This window comes from Aestuariivirga sp. (assembly GCF_020252395.1).
Classification (GTDB): domain Bacteria; phylum Pseudomonadota; class Alphaproteobacteria; order Rhizobiales; family Aestuariivirgaceae; genus Aestuariivirga.
Genome location: NZ_JADCDB010000027.1, coordinates 1 through 22,282 on the forward strand (window position 1 = coordinate 1; position 22,282 = coordinate 22,282).

Annotated in this window: 25 protein-coding genes and 1 pseudogene; 2 read left to right on the plus strand and 24 right to left on the minus strand. The window is 65.1% G+C overall.

Translation table 11 applies throughout. The features are described from left to right. Positions 1–120 precede the first annotated feature (120 nt). From IOC82_RS12355 to IOC82_RS12395, 9 genes are all read right to left on the minus strand, one after another. Complete coding sequence (locus IOC82_RS12355) at positions 121–606, minus strand: acyl-homoserine-lactone synthase (protein WP_290546500.1); 486 nt, start codon at positions 604–606, stop codon at positions 121–123. Positions 607–1,741: 1,135 nt separating this feature from the next. Further along, positions 1,742–1,924: a hypothetical protein gene (locus IOC82_RS12360; RefSeq protein WP_290546501.1), complete on the minus strand. Its 183-nt coding sequence runs from the start codon at positions 1,922–1,924 to the stop codon at positions 1,742–1,744. A 276-nt stretch (positions 1,925–2,200) separates the two neighbouring features. Continuing rightward, entirely contained in the window at positions 2,201–3,280 is a 1,080-nt protein-coding gene (locus IOC82_RS12365; RefSeq protein ID WP_290546502.1) for an IS5 family transposase, read from the minus strand. Then, positions 3,238–3,585, minus strand: a complete 348-nt coding sequence (locus IOC82_RS12370; RefSeq protein ID WP_290546503.1) for a hypothetical protein — start codon at positions 3,583–3,585, stop codon at positions 3,238–3,240. The genes IOC82_RS12365 and IOC82_RS12370 overlap by 43 nt, the downstream gene beginning before the upstream one ends. Beyond that, the gene (locus tag IOC82_RS12375; protein WP_290546504.1) at positions 3,582–3,779 is read right to left on the minus strand and encodes a hypothetical protein; all 198 of its coding nucleotides are present in this window, start codon (positions 3,777–3,779) and stop codon (positions 3,582–3,584) included. The genes IOC82_RS12370 and IOC82_RS12375 overlap by 4 nt, the downstream gene beginning before the upstream one ends. Before the next feature lie 23 nt (positions 3,780–3,802). Further along, complete coding sequence (locus tag IOC82_RS12380; protein ID WP_290546505.1) at positions 3,803–4,372, minus strand: TIGR02594 family protein; 570 nt, start codon at positions 4,370–4,372, stop codon at positions 3,803–3,805. Positions 4,373–4,443: 71 nt separating this feature from the next. Beyond that, positions 4,444–4,776: a hypothetical protein gene (locus IOC82_RS12385; RefSeq protein ID WP_290546506.1), complete on the minus strand. Its 333-nt coding sequence runs from the start codon at positions 4,774–4,776 to the stop codon at positions 4,444–4,446. 20 nt (positions 4,777–4,796) lie between these two features. Further along, positions 4,797–5,495 carry a DUF2793 domain-containing protein gene (locus tag IOC82_RS12390; protein WP_290546507.1) on the minus strand — a complete coding sequence of 233 codons (699 nt, stop codon included), beginning with the start codon at positions 5,493–5,495 and terminating at the stop codon, positions 4,797–4,799. Between the two features lie 13 nt (positions 5,496–5,508). Beyond that, on the minus strand, positions 5,509–9,447 hold the full coding sequence (locus IOC82_RS12395; protein WP_290546508.1) for a glycoside hydrolase/phage tail family protein: 3,939 nt from the start codon (positions 9,445–9,447) through the stop codon (positions 5,509–5,511). A 59-nt stretch (positions 9,448–9,506) separates the two neighbouring features. On the opposite strand from IOC82_RS12395, the gene IOC82_RS12400 reads away from it, so the two are divergent. Both IOC82_RS12400 and IOC82_RS12405 read left to right on the plus strand, forming a co-directional pair. Next, positions 9,507–9,803: a DUF1778 domain-containing protein gene (locus IOC82_RS12400; protein ID WP_290546509.1), complete on the plus strand. Its 297-nt coding sequence runs from the start codon at positions 9,507–9,509 to the stop codon at positions 9,801–9,803. After that, on the plus strand, positions 9,779–10,309 hold the full coding sequence (locus IOC82_RS12405; protein ID WP_290546510.1) for a GNAT family N-acetyltransferase: 531 nt from the start codon (positions 9,779–9,781) through the stop codon (positions 10,307–10,309). Before IOC82_RS12400 ends, IOC82_RS12405 begins: the two co-directional genes overlap by 25 nt. A 10-nt stretch (positions 10,310–10,319) precedes the next feature. Here IOC82_RS12405 and IOC82_RS12410 read toward each other — a convergent pair whose 3' ends face one another. From IOC82_RS12410 to IOC82_RS12485, 15 genes and pseudogenes are all read right to left on the minus strand, one after another. Continuing rightward, on the minus strand, positions 10,320–10,748 hold the full coding sequence (locus IOC82_RS12410) for an NlpC/P60 family protein (RefSeq protein WP_290546511.1): 429 nt from the start codon (positions 10,746–10,748) through the stop codon (positions 10,320–10,322). Continuing rightward, positions 10,745–11,632: a DUF2163 domain-containing protein gene (locus IOC82_RS12415; RefSeq protein ID WP_290546512.1), complete on the minus strand. Its 888-nt coding sequence runs from the start codon at positions 11,630–11,632 to the stop codon at positions 10,745–10,747. Before IOC82_RS12415 ends, IOC82_RS12410 begins: the two co-directional genes overlap by 4 nt. Continuing rightward, positions 11,629–12,219: a DUF2460 domain-containing protein gene (locus tag IOC82_RS12420; protein WP_290546513.1), complete on the minus strand. Its 591-nt coding sequence runs from the start codon at positions 12,217–12,219 to the stop codon at positions 11,629–11,631. Before IOC82_RS12420 ends, IOC82_RS12415 begins: the two co-directional genes overlap by 4 nt. Next, the gene (locus IOC82_RS12425) at positions 12,219–14,753 is read right to left on the minus strand and encodes a phage tail length tape measure family protein (RefSeq protein ID WP_290546514.1); all 2,535 of its coding nucleotides are present in this window, start codon (positions 14,751–14,753) and stop codon (positions 12,219–12,221) included. Before IOC82_RS12425 ends, IOC82_RS12420 begins: the two co-directional genes overlap by 1 nt. Further along, on the minus strand, positions 14,750–14,896 hold the full coding sequence (locus IOC82_RS12430) for a hypothetical protein (protein ID WP_290546515.1): 147 nt from the start codon (positions 14,894–14,896) through the stop codon (positions 14,750–14,752). The genes IOC82_RS12425 and IOC82_RS12430 overlap by 4 nt, the downstream gene beginning before the upstream one ends. Before the next feature lie 161 nt (positions 14,897–15,057). After that, complete coding sequence (locus IOC82_RS12435; RefSeq protein ID WP_290546516.1) at positions 15,058–15,435, minus strand: hypothetical protein; 378 nt, start codon at positions 15,433–15,435, stop codon at positions 15,058–15,060. 22 nt (positions 15,436–15,457) lie between these two features. After that, positions 15,458–15,946, minus strand: coding sequence for a phage tail tube protein (locus tag IOC82_RS12440; RefSeq protein ID WP_366935681.1), 489 nt, complete (start codon positions 15,944–15,946; stop codon positions 15,458–15,460). A gap of 229 nt (positions 15,947–16,175) precedes the next feature. Next, positions 16,176–16,703, minus strand: a pseudogene (locus IOC82_RS12450) (phage tail tube protein); the annotation flags it as partial. A 93-nt stretch (positions 16,704–16,796) separates the two neighbouring features. Continuing rightward, complete coding sequence (locus tag IOC82_RS12455) at positions 16,797–17,231, minus strand: hypothetical protein (RefSeq protein WP_290546518.1); 435 nt, start codon at positions 17,229–17,231, stop codon at positions 16,797–16,799. Positions 17,232–17,243: 12 nt separating this feature from the next. Continuing rightward, a complete protein-coding gene (locus IOC82_RS12460; protein WP_290546519.1) occupies positions 17,244–17,876 on the minus strand; it encodes a DUF6441 family protein in 633 nt (210 codons plus the stop codon). 4 nt (positions 17,877–17,880) lie between these two features. Then, positions 17,881–18,195: a hypothetical protein gene (locus IOC82_RS12465; protein WP_290546520.1), complete on the minus strand. Its 315-nt coding sequence runs from the start codon at positions 18,193–18,195 to the stop codon at positions 17,881–17,883. A gap of 1 nt (position 18,196) precedes the next feature. Then, complete coding sequence (locus tag IOC82_RS12470) at positions 18,197–18,532, minus strand: DUF2190 family protein (protein WP_290546521.1); 336 nt, start codon at positions 18,530–18,532, stop codon at positions 18,197–18,199. 47 nt (positions 18,533–18,579) lie between these two features. Next, positions 18,580–20,547 (minus strand): prohead protease/major capsid protein fusion protein, encoded by a 1,968-nt coding sequence (locus tag IOC82_RS12475; protein WP_290546522.1) that lies wholly within the window; start codon positions 20,545–20,547, stop codon positions 18,580–18,582. A gap of 17 nt (positions 20,548–20,564) precedes the next feature. After that, the gene (locus tag IOC82_RS12480) at positions 20,565–22,073 is read right to left on the minus strand and encodes a phage portal protein (protein WP_290546523.1); all 1,509 of its coding nucleotides are present in this window, start codon (positions 22,071–22,073) and stop codon (positions 20,565–20,567) included. After that, positions 22,070–22,279, minus strand: coding sequence for a hypothetical protein (locus IOC82_RS12485; protein WP_290546524.1), 210 nt, complete (start codon positions 22,277–22,279; stop codon positions 22,070–22,072). Before IOC82_RS12485 ends, IOC82_RS12480 begins: the two co-directional genes overlap by 4 nt. Positions 22,280–22,282: the final 3 nt, after the last annotated feature.

A 22,282-nucleotide genomic window follows, 5' to 3' on the forward strand; every position in this document is an offset into this window, starting at 1 on the left:
CCTGTTGCGCAAGACCGCAGCACGAACGCTCGACGACCTCACTACTGCCGTCGCCAACGCCCTCTCAGGCTTCACACAAAGCGAATGCGAAAATTTCCTCACTCATGCAGGATATCGAAGCTAACTGTGAAAATGCTCTAGGATGCGCTCCATCGCCAGGTCGAAGACCGACACGATGCCATGCAAGCCGCGCGTCTCTGCCATTTCGAACAGTCCAAGCAGCAGCAACCGTGTCGCGAGGTTGACGCCGTCCGGTCCGTAAGCTCGCGCGGCCTCGGTATCTATGCAGAACCGCGAACTTTCCCAGACCTGCGGGTCTCGGATGACCGAGGCGGTACCCATCGTCTCGGGGAACAGGTCGGCAAGCATGTGCGGCCCGGTGGTCCGGAGCAGGCGCAGCGAGCCGACGAGCCGCCCGCCGTCGGATACTAAGAGAGCGTAGATCGGAACGAGCGCGTCGAAGTCGTCGATCTCCTTGCCGTCCTCGACACGGACTCGCCATCCGCGACGATCCAGGAACTGCCGGGCCCGCAGCCGGTGCATCTGTTCGGTCAATGGAGCAACAGTGTGCGATCTCTCGGAAAATTCTATGAACCGGCACTTCATAATTCCTCCTCAGATATACTATCAGTTACGTTAACCTCACGTTAACGTAAGATCCGTTTTGCACCAAGTGTAGTCAATGCCGGAAATTTCGGGATTGACACATGGTGGTTCATGGAGTAATCCAGATGAAAAAGGATATGTATCGGGCAAATTAGCGTGATCGCGCGGCTTCTTCCGCCGGTGATTCAAGGTCTAGTTGGTCTTAAGCTTCGCCTCCGCGGCTCACAATTTCGTTCGATCATCGAAGCTTATGGCAATGAGCATCCTTATGTCGAGGCGTCCGGTTTCTGATCTGGCTTCGGGACTGAACAGATCCATTGAATGGTCTGTCCGTCTGTGAGCGGCCAAGATGGCTTGGCGAACAGCACAGAAGATGTCGAAGCGACCGCGCCATAACCACAACCCGGCCTTCAAAGTGATAGTGGCGCTGGCTGCCATCGAGGGCGAGAAGACGATCGCCGAACTGGCGCAGTAGTACGACGTCCATGCGAGCCAGACCACGACTTGAAAGTCACAACTCCTCGACGGCGCTGGGTGGTGGGGGTCGAGGCGATCCGTCGCCGTCCGAACAGGAGCAATCCGACGCCCGAGCAGAAGATCTACCCTTACATCCTACGCGGGATGAAAGTCGATCGGTCGGACCACGTCTGGGCGACAGGCATCTTCTACGGTGCACCTCGCCCCAATCTGGAAGGCATATGACTGGAATGCAAACGAGAAAGAAGGATGTGAATACTTGCCTGCCTTCTGCTATGAGGGGGCATGAGCCCGAGCGGCGGCGACCTGCTGTTAAAAGGCAGGATGACGTAGCCCGCAGATAAGGGGGTTAAGGCGAAGCCGTTGCGCAAAAATGGTTCCCCGAAGCTGAAGTATTGGAAGATTGAGGAACACGAACCTGTTAATCCGCATCCGAGGGCCTACCGCACGAAGCGGATGATTCGCCGGAACACGCTCCTCTATATCGACATATGAGAAAAGCTGCCTTATCTCTTCAGCTACGCCGAGCATTCCAGATCGCCCCGTCTTGCAAGACAGACTGAATCTCATCACAATAACAAAATCGAAGAGTTTTCAGCAGCCTGCTAGAGTTCCGATCCGTCGTGGTGATGGCATGTGACGATCAAGTCACTCCCTTTCAAGAACGGATCGAGAGCGTTGCCAACAATGCCGAGACCTTGAGGAAGTCTACGATACCGAGCGGCATCTGCTTTACGTCGCCTGCACGCGCGCCCGTGAACATTTGCTGATAACCGGCGTCGATCCGGTCTCGGAATTCCTGGACGACTTTCTGAAAGGCGATCAGGGCCGAGCCGCACAAGCCCGCGCCTGATCGCGCAACTGAGCGTAGTCCAGCATGGCCCGTTCCAAAGCCGCGCCAGGCGGCAGGCGCTGGATTTCTTCGGCAAGCTGGGCCTGGAAGGCGCGGGTGTAAGCGACCACCGGTGGGCAGACGACCGATGGCCTAGAAGGTGGACACTTCTATTTATGCCGCGACGGGAACCGTGCTGATAAGCGCGGCGTGAGTTCCTTCCGTGCGCAGGGTTCGTCCCTTGGCTGACGATTTACGCGTCGTTTTTTTCCGGCCTTGCTTGCGTCAAGCAGCGGCAGTTCGTTGCAGGAAGAGCAGCCGTTTGATGTTGTAGACGAGATTGGCCATGCCGATCTTCGTCGTCGCCCTCGCGATGCCGATCGTTCGGATGAAGAGATCCATCCGGTCCTTCTGCGCAGCAAAGACGTGCTCGACATGGCTGCGGATCTTTGATTTGGCGCTGTTGGCCCTCCGCACCGGCTCGGGCATGGGCTTGCCCTTCGGCTTCTTGCGATGAACGTTGGAGACGAAGCCGTTGTCGGCCATGAAGGCTTCGTTGGCCTTCGAGCGATAGGCGGAATCGGCCCAGACGCCGCTTGCGGTGTTGGACTTGTCGAGCAGCCCCTGGCGCAGCCGCGCGCCCTCATTGGCTGCGGCGTCTGTCGCCTGCCATTTGCGGATCAGCCCAAACCGCCGATCGATCGCGATGTGGTTCTGGTAGCCGAAGGTCGGGATTGCGATGTCGACCGGGGGCTTCGAGCCGTCGGGCCGCTCCTTTGCCTTGCTGAACTTCACGGTCCATCTGGCGTCCCGGTCCTTCTGCCGGAGCCTGGGCGGCCTGGCCTTCCACTCCTCGGGAATGCGCCCTTCCTTCAGGTCCTTCTTCTCCTCAATCGTGTGGCGCTGCTTCGGCGCGGCGATCAGGCTCGCATCGACGATCTGACCACCCATCGCGAGATAGCCCGCAGCACGAAGCGTGGCGTCGAACCGGTCGAACAGCGGCTGGATCGCGCCGGCCTTCGTGAGCTTCTCCCGGAACAGCCAGATCGTGCGGGCATCTGGCACGCGGTCGGACAGCCCAAGCCCGAGGAAGCGCATGAAGGAGAGACGGTCGCTGATCAGGAACTCCGTCCGCTCGTCGGAGAGATTGTTGGCCGCCTGGATCACCAGCACCTTGAACATCATCACCGGATCGAAAGGAGGACGGCCGCCTTGTGAGCCATCTGAATAGGACAGCGCCTTCACCAGATCGGCGCGGAAAACCTCGAAATCGACCGCGCCGGCGAAAGCCTCGAGCTGGTCGCCCAGGTCGCTGAGCCGCTTCAGCCGCTCATCAATATCGAAAAATCCAGCCTGTCCCCGCATCGCGCCCTCCAATCAACAATCACAGGACGCAATGAATCAAAATCCATGCCGTCTGGCGAGGTTTCTAGAACCGTCCAGGTGCCGTCGCGCAGGCGGCGAGTGAGAGTGTCGCGATCAGAAGGAGCGGCAGCGCCGGCCTCGAGCATCCGGGTTTGGGCATCGGAGACTTCCGTTTGAGATTTGAGTTCGGCCTCGCGGGCTTTTGCCGCCTCGGCGGCGGCCCCCGCGTTGCGGCCGGCGCGGAAGATCACCGCGGTGGTGAGGACCACCGCGGCGATGAGGACCAGTGTGATCCAGGCGCTCACTTGTTCGCCGCCGCGATTCCAGCGCGAAGCGTGCCGAGGCCGAGGGCGGCGAGGAGGTGCGTGAGCCAGTCGGGGCCGACTTCCACGCCCGGCACGTCGATGCCCAGGCCCTTTTCGACAATCACGACGAGCACCAGCACGGCGGCGATGATATAGGTGCGATAGCCCGCACCGAATTTGAGGACGGCGTTCATGGATAACTCCTTGGGTTGATGGATCAGGCCTCGTTGACGGAGAGGCTTCCGCTCGCGGAGAGGAGGATCGGCCGGACATTCGCCGGTTGAGCGCGATAGGCCGGGCGGCGGATGGCCACGAGGCGCCGTTTGGAAAGCCGAGCGATAGAGACACGATCGGCCTGATTGCCGCCGAGAACATGGAAGGCCGAGGCGTCGTGGCCCACATAAAGGCCCACATGCCCGCCGCCCTTGCGCTTGAAGACGAGCACGTCGCCCAGCGCCGCGGCGCCCGTGGGAACCGGCGTTCCAAAGGACGCCCATTCGAGCGCCGAGAGATAGAGGCGGGGTGGATTGCGCTCAGGCCAGCGCTCGATGTTGGCGCGGTGGGCGATGATGGCCATGAACAGCCCGCACCACGGAATTGCGTCGTGGCGATAGAGGCCAGCATAGGAGCGGCCGAGACCGGCCGCTTCGAGCTCAGCCTGCCAGCCGACGATCTTGGGATTGTCGGAGACACCCGGCGCTTCGAGGGTGCCGAATTCCTTCAGCGCAACGCAAATCATGCGCGGGCCGGGCTCGCTTTCGAGCCAGCGGTATTGGGCGGGCAACATATAGGGCTCCGGAAACGGCAAAGCCCGCCGGAAGGCGGGCTTGATTGGGTTTGAGGGATGAGCGCGGCCGATCAGGTGTGTCTTCGCCCGTCCTCGTTGTTTTCCAGGCGGTCGATGCGTTCGCGGAACTCGACCATCGTCGCCTTGATATGGGCAATGTCGGTCCGAGCGTCCGCGACCACCTTGCGGCCGGCGATATCGTTCGAGACGTCCGCCTTGATCGCCAGTATATCCTTTGCATGGGCGGCGAGGGTTGCATCGATCAGCGTGAAGCGTTGCGAAAGCCACCACGTCACGCGGACGAGGAAGACAATCAGAATCAGAAGTTCGAGGACCAGGCTGCCGGCAACGACCCACGTAAGCGTGATCGCATCGGCGCCAATCGAAACCGGCGCGGCGGACATTAGGGGGCATTCTCCATGTTTCACGACGAAGGGGCGGCGAGGGCGAGCGCGTAGAGGACGACGCGGACTCTGCCGCCGGTGAAGCTGCCGCCATTGGCGGTCACGCGGACGGGCGTGTTGGCATAGAAGGCCGTGGGGCCGATCACGCCGACGTTCGAGGAGCCAGCGGCAATTCCCAGCGAGCCGCCGAACTGGCCAGCATTCGCGGCGACACCCACCGAATAGGAGGCAGCGCCGGTGACGGTTTGCGTGGTGCGCGAGGCGACCGCCAGAACGATCATGCGGTCGGCGATCACGGCGGTGGTGGCATCGACGAAGGCACCGGTGAGCGTCAGTTCCTGTTCGATTGCGACGAGGCGGATCGCGCCGCCGTTCGCGGTGCCGATGATCCGGTCGCGCCAGGCGTTATCGGTCCAGGCGACGGTGAGGCGCTCGTCCTCGACATGGACACGCCAACCGACGACGGGCACAAAGAAGGCCCAGGCGTTTTCCCGCCAAAGGGCGATCCGGTCGGCTTGCCCCGCCCATGCGCCGCTGGCGCCCGGCGGAACGATCCAGCGTTCGCCATTGGCCGGGCCTGGCGGTGGCGTGGCGAGAACCCGGCTGCGGACGCTCGCCTGAACCAGCGCGTCAAGCCGCAACAGCGCCTCGTTATGGGTGATCTCCTTTTGCGCCTGACCCTGCGCGAGCGTGGACAGGCCGAGATTCGGCGTTGGCATATTTTGATATCCTTCAGATGATCGCCGCACCCGGCCAGCCGCGGCCCACCGAGGCGGAGAGCTGATAGATGCGCACCGAAACCGTGACTTGCGCCGATCCGAAGTCGGCGATCTGCTGGGCGGCGGTGTAGTTCGCGGCAGGCGCGGTCACGGCAATCATGCGCACAACAACTGCGCCGTCGAGGATATCGACCTCATAGCGTTCGCTTTCTTTATTGAGCGGCACATCGGCGCCGTCGGTCCAGGCGCCGCCGAAGCGGGTGCGCCGAACCCAAGTGATGGAAAGATCGCCGCCCGCATTGCGCGCGCCCGCGATCAGCACCGGTGACCATGGCATCAGCCCGGCGGCTTTGGTGGCGAACACCGTCTGCTGCCAGGCCGGATCGGCAAGATCGAGGCCGGGCGGACCCCAGCGATAAAAGCGCGAGGCGAGGCGTTCGGCGATGCTGCCGCTGAGCGGAACGACAGCGTCGTCGAGCACGACGACCGGCGCGCCGGCGGGCAGAGGCGTCCGGATGGCGTGTTCGGTGCCAAGCCGCCCGCGCAGCAGCATCGAAAGCCGGTAGGTCAGAGGGCCGGTCAGCACCGCATTGGCGAATTGCACGATTTCCCAGTCGCCGTCCGGGGTGCCCAGCGCAAGGCTGTTGGCCGTCCCGCTGAGAATCGTCTCGGGCGTCGCGGAAGCGAGTTCGCCGGAATAAAGCTTCACCTCAAGCACCGCACCTTCATCCCAATATTCGGAAGGGCCGGCAGCGAGCGCGCCCAGCGTTTCGCCAAGCGTTGCCTGCACATCGAGAAGCGTATCGGTTGCGAAATCGGAGCCGGTGGCGCTGTCCATCACCGCCACCCCGCCCCAGGGCGAAGCGGAGGCCGCGGCATAGGGGGCGACGCCATTATCGGTTTCGCGCAGCAGCGGCAGATCCATCAGGCGCAGCAGGGCCGCGCCGAAGACCGGCGGCACCGGGACGCGCGGCGGCGCAATCCCGTTGAGCGCCGGGCCATAGATCGCGGCCTCGGCCCGCACCGCCTCGGCGGCCCGAAGCCCGCTATCGGTGATCCGTTGCAGGCGGAAGGCGCGTGGCCGCCCATTGACGACGAGATCGATGACATCGCCGGGATCAAGCGCGATGCGCGAGGGCGGCAGCGAGAAGCGCGCGGTCTCGCGTTCGATCCATGCTTCGGCCAAAGCACGATCGGCGGTGGTTTGGGCCTGCACCTGATCCATCACCAGCGCCAGGTGGAGATCGCTCTTCCTTTCGGAATAGCCCGCAAGCCGCCGGGCGGCGACAGCGCCGGGCCGGTATTCATCGAGGCCATCGGCAAAACCAAGGCCGATCTCCTGCGGAAGTTCGGTTTCCTGGCCGCGCGTGAGCGTAAGCTCGTCGCCGCCTTGCGGCACGGCGAGATCCCCGGCTATCAGGCTCAGCACAGGCGGCCGCCCGCGCGGAACGAAGCGGATCAGGCCATCGCTTTCGACAGCATCGAAAGAGAAGCCGGCGGCGAGCATTTCGATTTCGGCACGCGGGCTCATCGGCCGATCGCGCAGATAGCCCGTCACGACGCCATAAAGTGCGGAAACATCATAGGCCGTTAGGCCCACCCGGCGGCAGCGTTCGGCGACCAGCGCCGCGAGATCGGCGAGCCCGATTTTGCCGTTCAGCCAATGGCCCAGCGGATAGAGATCGCCATCCGACCACAGATCGGTCCGGCCGGGCCAGGCGGGATAGGGCCGCGCATCCCAGGTCCAGACGCCGATGGTTTCAATCATGCGGCCGCCATAGACGGCAGAAACCGGGTTTCGGGACCCCGAAGGCGCCCAATAGGAGAGCACCGCCTTGAGCGCCTCGCGCTGGATGAGATCGTCGCGCGTGCCCTTCGAGAAGCAAGGCAGGACGCTTTCGGAGGATTTCGGATCGTAGAAGACATTGGGTTGGTTTGCGCCCTTGTCGACCGAGGGGACGCCGAGCTCACAGAACCATATGGGCTTCGACTGCGGAACCCAGGGGGTGGGTGCTGCGGCTTCAACCCCTCCCATGCGGTTGTAATGAGAGTTGAGCCACCAGCTCCGCAGATCTTTGGTGCGGAACACCCAAGGCTTGCCATGCGCGCCATCGGCAATGGGTGTGCGGAGCTGGGCGTTGCGCGCGCTTTCGCTGGCATAGAACCACTCGAAGAACTCACCTCCCTCGATATTGGCTTGCAAATAGGCCCGGTCATAGATCGACGAGAAACCGGCTTGGCCGTCGAGATGGCTTGATCCGTCACGCCAATCGGCGAGCGGCGCATACCAGTCAATCCCCACAAAATCGATGTTGGGATCGGCCCACAGCGGATCGAGATGGAAGAACAGATCGTTCGAGCCGTCCGCGGGGCTATAGGCATTGTAGTCCGACCAATCGGCGGCGTAGCCGATCTTGACGCTGCCGCCCAGTACGCTCCTCACATCGGCGGCCAGCGCCTTGAGCCGGGCGACGGCAGGAAAACTTGCCGGCCCATCGCGCACCGCGCAGAGAGCGCGGAATTCCGAACCGATCAGGAAAGCTTCGACCGTACCGGGATCACTTGCGTTTACCGCAGCGCAGAGCCTGGCATAGTGCAGGATGAAGCGGCGCAGGCCCCATTCCGCCGGACCGGAATAAGACGTTGAGACGCTTCCGCCGGAGCTCACAGACACAGAGATCTGGCTGGCCAAGCAGGAGCCGAGGAATGCAGAAAGCTGGGACCCCGCCGCGGCGGTCTTGTCCACCGTGCCCGGCTGGCCCGCCGCGGGATGGCAGGAGATCCGGCCACGCCAGGGATAAGCGGGCTGACCCGTGCCGCCATAGGGGTTCGGCAGCACGTTGCCTGCGGGCACGTCCACGAACAGAAAGGGATAGAACACCACCTTGTAGCCGCGCGCCCGGAGATCACGAATGGCGCGGACGACCGAATCGTCGGAAGGCGTGCCGCCATAGGCGGGCTTGCCGTCATGAAGCGACATCACCAGCGCACCCGAACGAGAGAGACCATGCACGCGCCAGGCATCGGGCGAGGTGGTCTTGTTGGCCACCTCAACCTTGGGCCGGATGGTGCAGGAACCGCAGCGCAGATCGTCGCCGAACCAGCCCGCCACCAGAAACACCCGTTCGACATTCGGAAGCGTTGTCCTGAGATCGTCGAGCGAGACCCGCCAGTCGGCCATGGCGCGCCCGGCGCTGTCGTTCTCAGGGGGAAAGGAGCCGCCCCCGGCGTTACGCGTCTGAATCTTCGTATCAAAGACCCGTTCGCCAGCACCGGGGATCACGGTGATGGCGCGGACCATATCTTCAAGCCCGCCAGCGGCATCGGGGATCACCCGCCGGAATATCTCGAAATTGAGTTGCGGCAGGCGGTTGCCGAATTTCTCAAGCGGAAGATCATCGAACACCACATAGGCGAGGCCGCGATAGGCCGGTGTCTTGCCCGCCCCTTCGACCCCTTCGATCAGCGGATCGGGCATTTGCGAGGAAGAACCAGGATAGACCCGCATGGTGATGCCGGCGAGCGACAGGGGCTTGCCATCGGCCCAGACTCTCCCGATCCGGTCGATGGGGCCTTCGCAAAGCCCCACCGCGAAGTTCGCGAAATAGGAATAGGTCTTGGTCTTGACCGAGCCGCCACCGCCACGCCCGCCTTTGCCGCCCGTGGTCTTGGTGCTGACGACTTCCTTGAAGCGCGTGGCCCAGATGATCTGGCCCGCGATCCGCACCCGCCCCGCCATCTCGGGGATTGGCGCTCCTTCAGTTGAGGCCTGGACTTGCAGACTATCAAGGCGCGGGCCTTCCTGTTTTATGTCGTCGCCCGCCGGTCCGAACAGACGGCTGTCGATATAGCCGCCGATCGCAGTTGCGGCGGCGGCCGCCGCGATCTGGACAATGGACGAAGCCCCCGCCGTGAGCGCGGAAGCGGCGGCGGTGAGAAGAAGGACGGCCATGAGCCTAGATTTCCCGGCAGGAGATGTATATATAGGAACGCGATACAGGGAGGCATGACATGGTTGATCCAATCCGAAAGCGTGACGTGGCGGTATCGATGCGGTTCCGGGACGATGACCTCGGTATCATCGACCGGGGTGCGGAGTTGACTGGGCTTTCCCGGACGGAGTTCATGCGTAAGGCGGCGATCCACGATGCCCAGATCGCCATTCTGAACGAGACGGTTGTGCGGCTTGAGCCCGGGGCCTTCAAAAGGTTTGCCGCCGCAATCGACGCGCCTGTGGCCCCCTTGCCGGCCAAGATGCGGCAGCGGCTTGCGCGCAAGGCGCCATGGGCGAGGAAGCCGAAAGGATGATATCGCCGCCCGAGCCGCTCAACGCCGGTCACAATCTATCGGCTTTCGATTGCGGCAAATCGGCCCTGAACGATTGGCTCAGAACCTACGCCCTTGCCAATCAGGCGAAGGGCTTCACACGCGTCATGATCGTCCGGGAGGACACCCGGGTGATCGGTTTCTATGGCCTTGCCCCAACAGCGGTTCCGCCATCGATCCTGTCCCGGAAGGTCCGGACTGGACGGCCACCCGATCCTGTGCCGTGCATCCTGTTCGGTCAGCTTGCCGTCGATAAGGCATATGGAGGCAAAGGCATCGGCAGCGCGCTTCTCCGTCACGCGCTTGAGCGTTGCGTTGCCGCATCAGAGGCGATCGGCGGGCGGGCGGTGATCGTCCGCGCGATCGATCGCGAGGCTGAGGCGTTCTGGAGGTCTTGCGGCTTTATGCCGGCAACCTCCGATTCCTCGATACTGTTCCGATCAATTGACGACATCGCCGCGTGGCTTGTAGAGACCGCGCGGGCCTAACGGCCACCGGTCACATCTCCGGAAAGTGGAACGCGAAGCGGAGGCGGCCGCGCCACCACGGCACCAGCGAGACCTCGGCAACGGGATGGGATTCAACGGCGTGCACTATACGATCCGGTGCCACCAGAATCCCGCAATGCTTGGCCGGCGCATCGGCGTTGATTGCGAACAGCAGAAGATCACCGGGCGCAATCGCATCAAGCGCCACCGGGATCATATGGCGGCTTGCGGCCTCGGCCAGCGTCTCGCGGCGGAGCGTTTCGGCCCAATCCCGCGAATAGGCGGGCGGCTGTTCGGGATCGAACCCATAGACGGCGCGCCAGACGCCGCGCGCGAGGCCCAGGCAATCGCAGCCCACCCCCTTGACGGCTGCCTGATGATGATAGGGCGTGCCGATCCACGCACGCGCCTCGGCGATTACCGCGTCACGGAGGCTCATTCGATTCTGCCGCCGTCATTGCCGGCCCCCTGGTTCGGGTAGGAGATCGCAAAGTCGGTGCCCGGCATATGCGGAAAGCCCCCGAAGTTGAGCGTGTTGCCGAAGCTGTCCCGGCAGGTCGAAAAGCTGCAGTCGCAGCCGACCGTCGCGGCGAAGCCATCGCCTGCCGCCACCGGCGCGCCCATCGGCAGGACAAGCGCAATGCGCGCCAATCCGCCGCTTGCGGCATGCGCCTTGATTTCGACAGCCAGCCCCGCGTTGCCGCCCGAGGTCCATACCAACCGCCCCCGGTTGAGCGCGCCCGCCGCAAGCCCGCCAAGCCCCGAGGCGGTGAATTCGAAAGCATCGATCACTTGCGAGACAGCGCCCAAAGCTCTGCGACCCGGCGCGTTGAGATCGACGCCGCAACGGGCATCGCCCAGATCCCAGGCGCAGGAGCGCTGGAACACGCGGCCCGCCGGTTGATCGAGCCTCGCCGCCAGGCCACGGAGTTCGGCGGAGAACGCGAGCTTGCCACGCGAGACTTGGCCCAGATGGCCCGCACGAAGGATCGCCCGTTGCGCCACGTCCGACCAGTTGACGAGATAGATGGTGACCGCCGCATCGTCATAGCGCCCGGCATGGAGATCCTCCTCGGTGAGCGCATCGGCGGAGAGTGCGCCCTGCACATCGAGGTTGGAGACGGCCAAGCCCAGCTGGCCCTCGATGGCGCTTGCCGTGAAGCCCGAGGCCGCCCGATAGGTCACGCCATCGAAGGCGAGATCGCGGTCGAAGTCGGTAAAGCCCATCACCACGCCATCGCGGCGGTCGACCCGCCAGCAGCGGCACAACGTGGTGAACCCGCCCGCGAGGTGCGCGGTAAGTGAGGAAGGCAGCGTCTTCATTCGAGGACTTCCACGAGATCGATGTTGTTGACGATCTGCAAGTCCCAGGCGTTCGCTTGAACTGGCAGGCTGTCGGTATCGAAGCGGACGGGGACGTCGAACTGGGCCGAGGCGGCCGGCGCAGACCCCGGCGCGGAGGCAAAGGTGATCCGACCCGTCAGCGTATCGATCGCGGCGGGTGTCACGGCATTGCCCGCAATCTTGACCGTCACCGATCCGGCAACCGGCTTGGTGATGGTGCGGACGTGCTCATAGCCCGCGCGGCTGTAGCGTTTGACGATCTGCCAGACGGTGGGCGCGATCTGCACCATTGCTTGATCGGCGGCATCGTAATCGTTCCAATCCTTGAAGCGGAAGGAATAGGCGCGGCCCTTGACGACATGGAAATGCGCGATGACCGCAGCCATATCGGCGCGGCTGCGGATTCCGGTCGAGATGTTCCAGCGGCCCCGGCCTTGCGACCAGTTGATATTGCGTTGCTCGGCGCCCGAGGCCAGCGTGACGATCTGGGTCGAGAATCCCGGACCACCGGTAGCCCCGCGCCCGACCGAACCGGGGAAGGCGATATCGAGAAACGGCTGTGGCATTACATACCTCGCATGCCGGACCGAACCGCGCGCGCGAGGCCCGCCGCAAGCTGGGTGCGGCTGGCATCGAAGGCTGCCGGGTTCGGCGTCTGGATTGTCACGTTCACCACAGCACCTTGCCCGCGGCGTGAGGGTCCGCGTTCATAGGCGCGCGCTTCATTCCGGTTCAGCACGCGTTCGCCCCTTTGCAGAATTGCGGGAACTTCATCGGGTTTGAGGAAGGCCCCATCATGAAAGCGCGGCGCGCCCAGAAACAGCGACGCCGGCACAACGCGGCCCACACCGCCCGCCCCCACCAGCCCGCCATCATGGAAGAGGCGCGAGAACAGGTTCATGCCCTGGCTGAAGGTCGGCAGGCTCGATCCGAACAGCAGATTCTTCAGGGGATTGAGAAGCGCCAGCTTGACCATTTCGCGGGTAAGGTCCTGCAAGGCCGAGCGGCCGGCATCGGCCCAGGACTTCCAATCGAGCTTGCCCTGGGAAAGAACCTCGCCAAAGCGATCGAGCGCTGAGCCCACCGCCGTTTCGATGGCGCGATAGGCCGCGTCCTGCGCCTGAAGTTGCTGCGTCAGGCGCTCGATGCGGCCCGCGTTTTCGACGATCGCGCGCCCTTCCTCGCCCGCAAGGTCAATGCCCCGCCGCCGCAGATCCTGCTCGGCCCGGAGCCCCGCGAGCAGCTGATCGCGCTGCGCGGCATCCGCACCCTGAAGTGCTAGCCTGCGGGTGAGGAGGTCAATTTCGTTGCCGTGGCCTTCGCGCAGGCGCCGTGCCGCTTCGGCGGTGGCGGCGGCCTTCCTATCAAGTGCGGACGCGGTGCCGCGCAAGGCCCTTGCCTGGGCATCTTCGGCCTTCGCCGCCGCTTCAACTGGTGGCCGATAGGTTTCGATCCGTTGCGTGATGCGCCGATAGGCGTCTTCGATCATCGCCAGATCGGCCAGCTTGCCGCGGGCCAGCGGATCATCGAGTGCTGATTTCAGGGCGGCTTGTTGCGCCTTGAGCCGTTCGAGTTCGCGGAAGCCGGGCGCGATATCGCGCGCCATTTCGCCAGCCCGGATCGAAAGCTCGTTGGCCGCAATATCTTGCGCCACCAGCTGGGCCTTGCGCTGTTGCCGGTCGAGTTCATTCTGCAACAGGCGGATGCGCTCTTCCACCTGCGGCAGCATGAGCGGCATATCGCCGTCTCTCGCATTATCCAGCAGTTGCTGGCGTTGCCAGCGCAGAAGATCGAGTTCTTCCTGCGAGCTACGGCCATCGACGGCGCGGTCGACGGCTTTGCCAATGGCGTCGAAGGCGTTGGACGCCTGCCGCGCCACATAGGCCCAGGCGCGCCCGAAGGCGTTGGTGGCTTCTTCCGCATCGGCAAGCGCGGGCACGAGAGCGTCGAGAAGCACCTTCTGCGCTTCGGTCTTGTCGTTCTGTTCAACCAGCGTGCGGATCAGTTGCCGGGTGCGGTCGTCGAGGAAGCCCAGCTTCGTGTTGAGTTGATCAGCGCCGCGCACAGGGTCTGCAAGGGCCGCCGCCAGCTGTTCGGCCCCCGCCTTCGCATCAGCCCCGAGGGTGACCGCAAAATCGCGAGCAACAGAAATTGCCCGTCCGATTTCGCCCGCCCCGATCCGCCCGGCGCGCAGCAGCGCCACTTCCATCTCGCGGGCGGCGGTGACCGAGACCCCGCCGGCCGCGGCAGCGTTGAGCGCCACCTGTTCAAGCTGGGCGGTGGTTGCGCCCGAAGCCCGGCCCACGCCGGCAAGGGCCACGGCAACCGCGCGGGTCGACGCATCGTTCGCCACCCAGGCGGCAGTGAGACCCGCCACCGCGGCGGCAACACCCGCCACTGCGGCGCCGGCGACGCCCAGGCCTGAACCCAGCGCCGCGATGGTACCGCGCAGGCCCCCGAAGGCCTGCGTCACTTGTCCGCCCTGTTGCAGCAGGATGGTCATCGGCGACATGCCGGTCGAGAGCGACGCCACCACGTCGTTGAAAGTATATTGCAGCGTAAGGAGCTGGTTGCGGGTCAGGCGGCTTGCCCCGCCCATGCCGCGGATCGCTTGCGCCGTCTGGTCATAGCGTTGCCGCGCCAGCCCTTGTGCTACCGCATGTTCGGCAGACGTGATGGCACCGCGCCCGGCAAGGGCCGCGTATTCGGAAAGTTCCTGATTGAGCCGGGCCTGAGCGGCGTCGAGGGGATCAATCGCCGCCCGAAGTGCCCGGGCGCGGGCCTCGTACCGCTCGGCGTCCCTCGCGGCCTGTTCGAAGACTTCGGCAGAGGCGCGTGCCGAACTCGCCGACTGTCGGTCGACGCCCAAAACCTGATTGAACCACCCCTGCGCGGCATCGGCCTGCGCCGCCATGCGGGCGGCTTCCGCCAGGTGCTTGAACCGGGCGATTTCGCGATCCGTCGCGGCTCCCGTCTTCTCAAGCGCCCGATCGACCTGCCCGAAGGCTTGGCCGCCCGCCTGGCCGACTTCCTCGAAGGCACGCTTGACCTCCGCCTTGCCTTCGACGCCGAGGCGGATCGAGACATTCGTGGCGCTCATGATGCATCAGCGTTCCGGCGATAGGCGTTGACGACGATGGGTTCGATCTCTGGGAGGACATCGACGAGAAGCGGGTTCAGCGCGCCCATGGCGTGGGCGAGCATCAGGACCGCGCCGAAGTCGATGGCGTAGACGCCGCCCATCACGGCGCGAACCTGTCCAACGCAGCGGCGGATGACCTCCCATGCCAGCAGCCCCTCGCTGGTGAGGGGCGCGTGTTCGATATAGGCGCAAGCCCCGCACCGCGATGGACAGGCGGCGCAGTAGCCCTCGCCGCCCTCGAAGTGCCAACGCGCGAGGGCGATCAGACGTTTTTTTCGTCGAGCCTCGTGAGGGCCGGGCCGACATATAGCCGATCGATGGCGTCGAAGGCGGGCCAGACTTCAAGCAGCTGATTGATGGCGACCGGGTTCGGATCGATCGGCTTGCCGCCGGCATCGCCGATGCCCTCCCACGCCACGATGCCGCTCAGCGCGAGCGAGCGCGTGAAGGCCGCGCCGGCTGCGACCGTGGTGCTCCGGTCGAGCGGCTGGTCGCTCTCGACCTTCGTGCCGAGAGACTCGGCGGCGGCGGCGCGGGCGACCAGCATGTCGGCGACGGAGATCGGCCGGAACTGGATGCGCACGCCCGGCAGGATGTCGAGCCAGAACGGATCGCGGGACGGTGTCGAGAGCTTGAGCAAGGGAGCCTCCTGGTGAAGCGGATCAGTAGGACGCGACGTCGTTGGTGAGCACGCAGGTCGCGGCGCGGTTCAGCACCGGATCGATCGCGGCCTGGAATGCGAACGGGGCCTGCACGCCGCCCGGTCCCTGGATCTGACGGTCGCCGCGCGGCAGGAAGACCCGGTGCGCGGTCCAGACCAGCGAAGCAGCCGCGCCAGCCGCCCAGCGGAACTGAAGCTCGCATGGCAGGCGGTTGGTGGCCTGATCGAGAAGGACGCGGTCCTCGAAGCGGGTGGTGATGTTGCCGGTGAGCGCGATGATCCCGGGATCGGCATCGGCGATGCGCCCGTCGCTGCGGATCACCTCGACCGCTTCGAGGTTGTTCGAATAGGTGAGTTCCGCCGAGATGACGTTGCCGAGCGCCACGTTGTTGCGGCGGACCTCGCCCTGGAACTGGCCGAAGCGTTCGAGCACGAACTCCGACAGCGTGCCGGACTGCGCCGTGGCGGCGATGGTCTCGCCCTGCGCCATGATGTTGAGCGATGCGGTGAGCAGCCCGGATCGCTGCGCCTGAACCTGGAAGCTGTTGATGCGCGCCGTAATTCATGCCGAAGAAGGGCACGTCGGGAAGCTGGACCTCGATCGACATCGAGGGGAGAGCCTGCGCGCCCGAGAACCAGGTGTGGCTGTTGGCCCCGCCCGACAGCGTCGCGCCCGACAGGCTAGCGCGCGTCGGCGCGTTCGTCGCCAGCGTCCGCGCATTGCCGCCCGGTCCCAGCGCCTTGGCGGTCAGGTTGACGACCGCGCCAACCGCCGCGGCGGCGACGTTCGCACTCGGATTGATGATCGCGGAGAGCGCTGTGGCGGTGAGCGCCGCCGTGCCGCCGAGGTTGAACTGCTGACCCGTCGCGCCGGAGGCGACGGCGGTATAGACCGTGCCATCGACCGTCACGGTGTCGTTGACCAGAAGGTTCGCGGTCAGCGTGATCGTGGCGGTGGCGGCATTCGCCGCGACGGTCGTCGGCGCGCCCATCAGGCCGCGCAGCCAGACGCCGATGTTGCGGGTATCCACGGGAACGACGAGATCGCCCATGTTGGTGATCACGTCATAGACCGGCGCCAATGGCTCGCGGCCAAAGCCGAGAAGCTCGCTGGCAATCAGGCCCTGTTCCTCGCCGATGTTGACGGAGGCGAACGGCATGCGGCGAAAGCCGGTGCCGGGCGGGGTGCCGTAGGTGCTTTCGAACACGGCGGCGAGAGCCGCGTTCACGCCGCGTGCGCGAGGCATGGGTCGTTCTCCATGTGGTGTGGTGTCGGGGCCTGAACGGGGCTGGACCGTCGATCAGTTCCAAAGGTCCGAGCGCAGTCGAAGGATCGTCATTCAGTTGAGCGGATCGGCGGTGGCGTAAGTCGCGACGATCACGAAATCGGCGAAGCGGCCTGCCTGACTGCCCGTGGTCTCGATGTCCTCGGAGGTCGGGGCTTCCGCCTCGATCCAGTCGACAAGCCCGCCGAGCCTGCGATTGGCGATGATCGCCGCGCCGATGGCGGCAAGCATCTCATCGACCACCTGCTCACGCGTGAGCGTGGCGCTTTCGAAGGCGGCGATCTCGACGGGAATGCGATGGGTGTAGAGATAGGACACCGGCGAGAGCGTGACGTCGGGCTCTCCCGGATCGCCATCGCGGATCACGACCAGCCCTCCCGGGGGAATGCGCTCCGGCTTGGCGAGATTGCGCTTCACCTCCGCGCCCGGGAGCGCTGCGGCGACAAGCGACTTCACCGCGCCAAGGACGGTTTCGCGTTTCGAGGGCATGAGGACGAGCCTTCAGGATCGAGGCCAGTGTCGCGCGATCAGGGTTGGCACGCGCGCGGCTTGCCGCTTCGCGATCGCATCGATGTTGAGTCGCTTGCGCAACATGACCTGGGGCACGAGCAGGAACACGATCACCGTTGAATGACCGGTCTTGCGCCTGTTCGCTGCCGCCAATCCTCGCGTGTTGAGGCGGGCTGTATCGGCGACCAGCAACGAAGGACCACGCTTGCGGTAGACGAAGCGCAGCCGCATGCCGGTGCGCCGCTCCCAGCCGCCGGGCGTGATGCGTGACGCACGCCCGTTCGGCCCGCGCCCACGAGCACCAGCGGCTGGTGTCGGGATCGCCAGCCAGAACCCCCGCGCCGAGCGAATGGTGACGCCACGATCGAAAGCGTCGATGAGCTTCGGGGCCTTCGACCAGACGAAGGCTGCGGCCTCCACACTCTCGCCGACCTCGGGGAAGATCTTGCCCCGCCATGTCCGCGCGAGGCGTTCGCCAAGTCCGGAGACGACAACGTCATCGCGCAAATCCTGCTTAAGGCCGTCGGCGGCATCGCGCATCCCCGACGTAACCGCGCGCTCGATGCCCAGCTGCGTGCCCGCCAGCACCTTGCGCATGTCGGGACGTTCGATGCTGAAGCGCATGGTATCAGACCTTGACGGCCTCGCAGGTGAGGACGAGCCCCATGGGATCGGATGCGGGCATCCCGATGATTTTGAAGGTCTCCGCGCCGATCACGAAGAGATCGCCCTCGTCGATTACCGAGACTTCTGCCCTGCGCAAGTCGAGTAGAACGGTCGCCATCAAGGCGCGGGACGCTCCGAACTCGACCACGGCGTCCGGGCGGCGGCGGATGACGCGAACGGGGACACACGGGCCGACGCCGTCTGCTTGCCAGAGCGCGGTCTCGCCAAGGTTCGGGTCGGCGAACAGGACGTCGGTGGCTGCGGCGAACACGTTCACGTCAGAAGCTGCCGTTCAGCCGAACACGGCCCATCGTGTCGTTGGCCCCGCCTGCCACCGGCTCGGTCGCCGCGCCGATCAGGGTGTTCGATGCGACCACGGTCGTTGCGAGGCGAGCGGTATTGTCCCAGTAGACCCGCACGCCGACAGCCCATGCCTGGGAGGGTGCCTTGCGCAGTTCGACCACGCCCTCGGTGAGGGTTTCGACCTCGGCGTTGATGGCAGCCGATCCGGTCGCGATGCCGAAGATTGCGCCGACCAGCAGTCCGTCGCCGGAGGCCACGGCATAGGGGGCGGGAAGCGTGATGGTGTTGCCGGGCTGGATGTAGCCACGCATGGGAATTCTCCGAATGTGTCAGGTTTTAGGGTGAGTTTCGGTCGCGATCACGCGCCGGGATTGCGGTAGAGCCCGCGCCAGTCGATCGCCTTCGCGCCGAAGTCGAGGCGGCACTTGATCTCGACGCCATCGACGTCAAAGCCGTTGCGCGTCTCGATATAGGCGCCTTGCTGGCCTTCGAGATAGGCATATTCGATGGTGTCGATCTGGGCGGGGTTCGCGGCGAGGTACCAGGCGTTAAGGCTCGCGGCATCGAGACGAGGCTCGGAGATCGGCGTCAGGGTGCGGATCGAGGACGGGACCACGCTGCCGGTCTGGGCAGGCACAAGGTTCTGCGCCATCAGCTGCTCGGCCGCGAGTTCGAGCGATGCCGGCACGATGAGGTAGGCGGGCCGGACATTGAGGATCGTCTTCTTGTCAAGCCCGGTCTGCCGGGCCATGGCCGCGCGCGCGGCACCGATCGCGGTGACGCTCAGAGCGGTGGCCGGGTTCGCCAGATTGCCGTGGGTCTGGTGGAACAGCGCAATGGAGTCGCTCATGGCGGCGTTGGCCAGGATGATGCCCCAGACCACGTCGCTCTCCAGCGTGGCGATCGCCGTGCCATACATCGCCGGAATGCGGGTGAAAGCGTCGAGATCGTCGTTGATGAGGACCTGCCGCGTGACCGCGACGACGCGCCCATAGGTCTCGACCCGGTAGCTCTCGCGCCCTTCGGCCAGGGTGCCGCGCTTGAACTCGCCGCCCTCGTTCACCTTCACGAGCTGCGGCGCTTCTCCGAGCTGAACACGGTGCATCGCCTTGAAGTCGGTCGCGAGCACCTGCCGGCAGAAGGGAACATAGGTGCGTGGATAGGCATCATAGGCCTGCCGCAGCGTCTTGCCCGTCACGGCGGCAAGAACCTCGGGAAAGTCCGAGGTGGAGTGAAGGGCGCGTGTGGCGATCTCGTCGCGGGAAAGCCCGCGCACATTGACGCCTGCGGATGCCAGGAACTCGCGGGCAAGCTCGATCAGGGTCAGTCCGCGATAATCCCGCGCAGGTTCAGCAAGCGGAAACAGCGTTGGCGAGTGACGGTGCAGCAACGCGCCTGCGACAGCTTCGCGCCGCGTGACGCGCTCGTCGCGCCCGCCCATCGGGCTTGCCGCCTGCGCGAACACCCGCGCTTCGTCCGCTGTCGAAGCAAGCGTGTCGAGGATCTCGCGGCGGGCATCGTCGATCGCGACACCACGCTTCACGAGGTCATCCGCTTGGGCACGTTTGAGGCCAAGACGGGCCTGCAGATCGAAGATCGCGGAGACGCGGGAGCGTTCGGCATCGCGCGCACGGGCTGCGATCGCGTCGGGATCGAGCTGCGGTTCGGGACGGTGCGCCGGAGTGTCGGATGCCTTGGGACGAGGTTCGGTATTGGCGCTCTGCTCAAGGGTTTCGGGCGTGTCGTCCATGGCTGTTTTCTCCTCGATGGAAACGTCGGCACGGTGGACGACGCAGGGGTTAAGGGGTTCGTCGGCGCGGAAGCCCGCTGCCGGATCAGCACCAATGGGCACCGCGGAAATCTCGAAGGGCGTCCAATCGACCGCGCGCCACAGCTCGGGCGCGCCTGCCTGCCGGGTCACTTCGAAGCGATGGACCTGGTAGCCGATCGAGACCGCACGGATGTGCCCGGCCTCGACGTCCTTCCAGAGCGGCTCGACTTCCACCCGGTCGGAGAAGCGGACACGGGCGATGCCGCGTCCATTCTCGATGCGGGCGCTGCCCGGCACGACCGAACCGATGATGCTGTCGAGCACGGAGGCGTCGTGCACCTTCAGGAGTGGCGCGCCCGCGTTCAGGCGATCGAGACGGACGGCGCGCGGATCCATCGCCAGTTCCTCGTCGAACGGATCGCCGAAGAAGGGATTCCGGCGCACGCGGGCGCCCGTGGACCAGACCACCTCGATGGTGCGCTCGGCCGCGTCGATCGACGCAGGCAACAGGTCCGCCACCCGCGTCAGCGGTGGCAGGTCGATATGTCGGTTCATGAGAGTGGTCCTTGAGATCAGCCGAGTGACGGGTCGGTTGCCGCCTGCATCACGCCGGTCTTCGTCACGCGCCGCGGATCGCTGTCGAAGATGAGCCCGAGGGCGTCGATCTTGGCGTTCATCGCGGCGATCTCGGTGAGCACGGCGTCGGGGTTGTGGCCCTGGCGGGCGATGGCCTGCGCGAGCGACATGGTGCCCGAACGCAACGCCAGAAGATCGGCCATCGCGTCCTTCAGCGGGTCCACGGCTTCGAAACGCGGCGGCGACCATTCGACCGCGATGTCCGGCCGAGGCAACTTGCCGGCTGCCCACGCGGCCTGACAGAACCAGACCCACATGGGCTGGCAGAGGACCGGGATGACGGTCTGCCATTGGACGGCGTCGATCAACCTGCGAAACTCGACCAGCCCCGCCCGGATCGATGAATAATTGACCTGACTGAGATCGCCGGTCAGCAGCTCGTAGGGCATGCGGAACCCCGCCGCCACGATGTGAAGCTGCGCGCGAAGCCATTCACCGACGCCCGCCGTCGTGGCGGGCTGGTTGAAGCGGATGTCCTTTCCACCGCGCGCATAGGCGATCAGTCCAGGCTCGAACTGCTCGACACGATTGCCGTCGGCGTCGACCACGGAAGGTGCGATGCCTTGGTCCGCCTCGTCGGCGCCAAGCACGATGCCGACGACGCAGGCTTCCGTCTTCTTGCGGACCAGCTCGGCCTGCGTCCAGTCATCGAGATCGCGCAGTGCCCGCATCACCGGCGTGCCCCACGGGACGCCACGGACCTGCGTGCGTTGCTTCTCGTAGAGATGCAGCACTTCGCTCGCCGGGATGGCGAGGCTCTCCAGTCGCCGGCGCATGGTGACGACCGCGTCGCCCGGGTGCTGGGCATGGAGCCAATAGGCGCGGCGTCGGCCCAGAGGACCGAACTCGATGCCCTGAAGCAACCGCCCGCCATCGGCGAGATCGCCGTTGCGGGTGTTGTCCAGCAGATCGGCTTCGATGATCTGGACCTGGAGCGGCACGGCCGGACGATCGCTGAGACGTCGCGGGCGGCGGCGGATCAGCACCTCGCCAGCCTCGATCATTTCCCTTAACGCCAGGGTCTGCAGCCCGAAGATGTCAAGCTGGCCATCGGCGTCGCAGGCGGCTGACCATTCCGTCCAGAGCCGGTCAACCGTCTCGTCGAGCCTGGCGTCACCTGTCGCAGCGCGAGGAATGATGCCGCTGCCGACAATGTTGTTGACCAGCACGGACACAGCCTTCGCCGCGTGCGGATTGTTGCGGGTGAGATCGCGCATGCGGTCTCGCAGCAGGCCACTTGCGGCGGCGATCTCGGCATCAGCCGATGTTCCCGCCGCCTTCCATCCGTCGGTGCGCCGTCCCTTGGCAGCGCCGTCATAGCCACGGGAATTGCCATGGGTTTTGGCGCTCAGCGCCTCGAAGCTGCGGCGGGCGAGCGCCCGCCTCACGCCCGCCTCGGGCGCGGCCCACGCCACCATCCGGTCGAAGAAGGTGATATGGTTCATCGGTCGCCTCGTCCGAACCCGGCATAGCCCGCGTTCGGGCGCGACACGCCGGAGGATGCCGTGATCTCGGTCTCGATGGTGCGGATCCGCTTCAGAAGGTCGTCCGCCGAGCCATACTCGACCGTCTTGCCGTCATAGCTGACCCGGAGCGTGCCGCTGGCATAGGCGCGCTTCAGCGCATCGAGTTCGTCCGTCGTCCAGGCCATGGC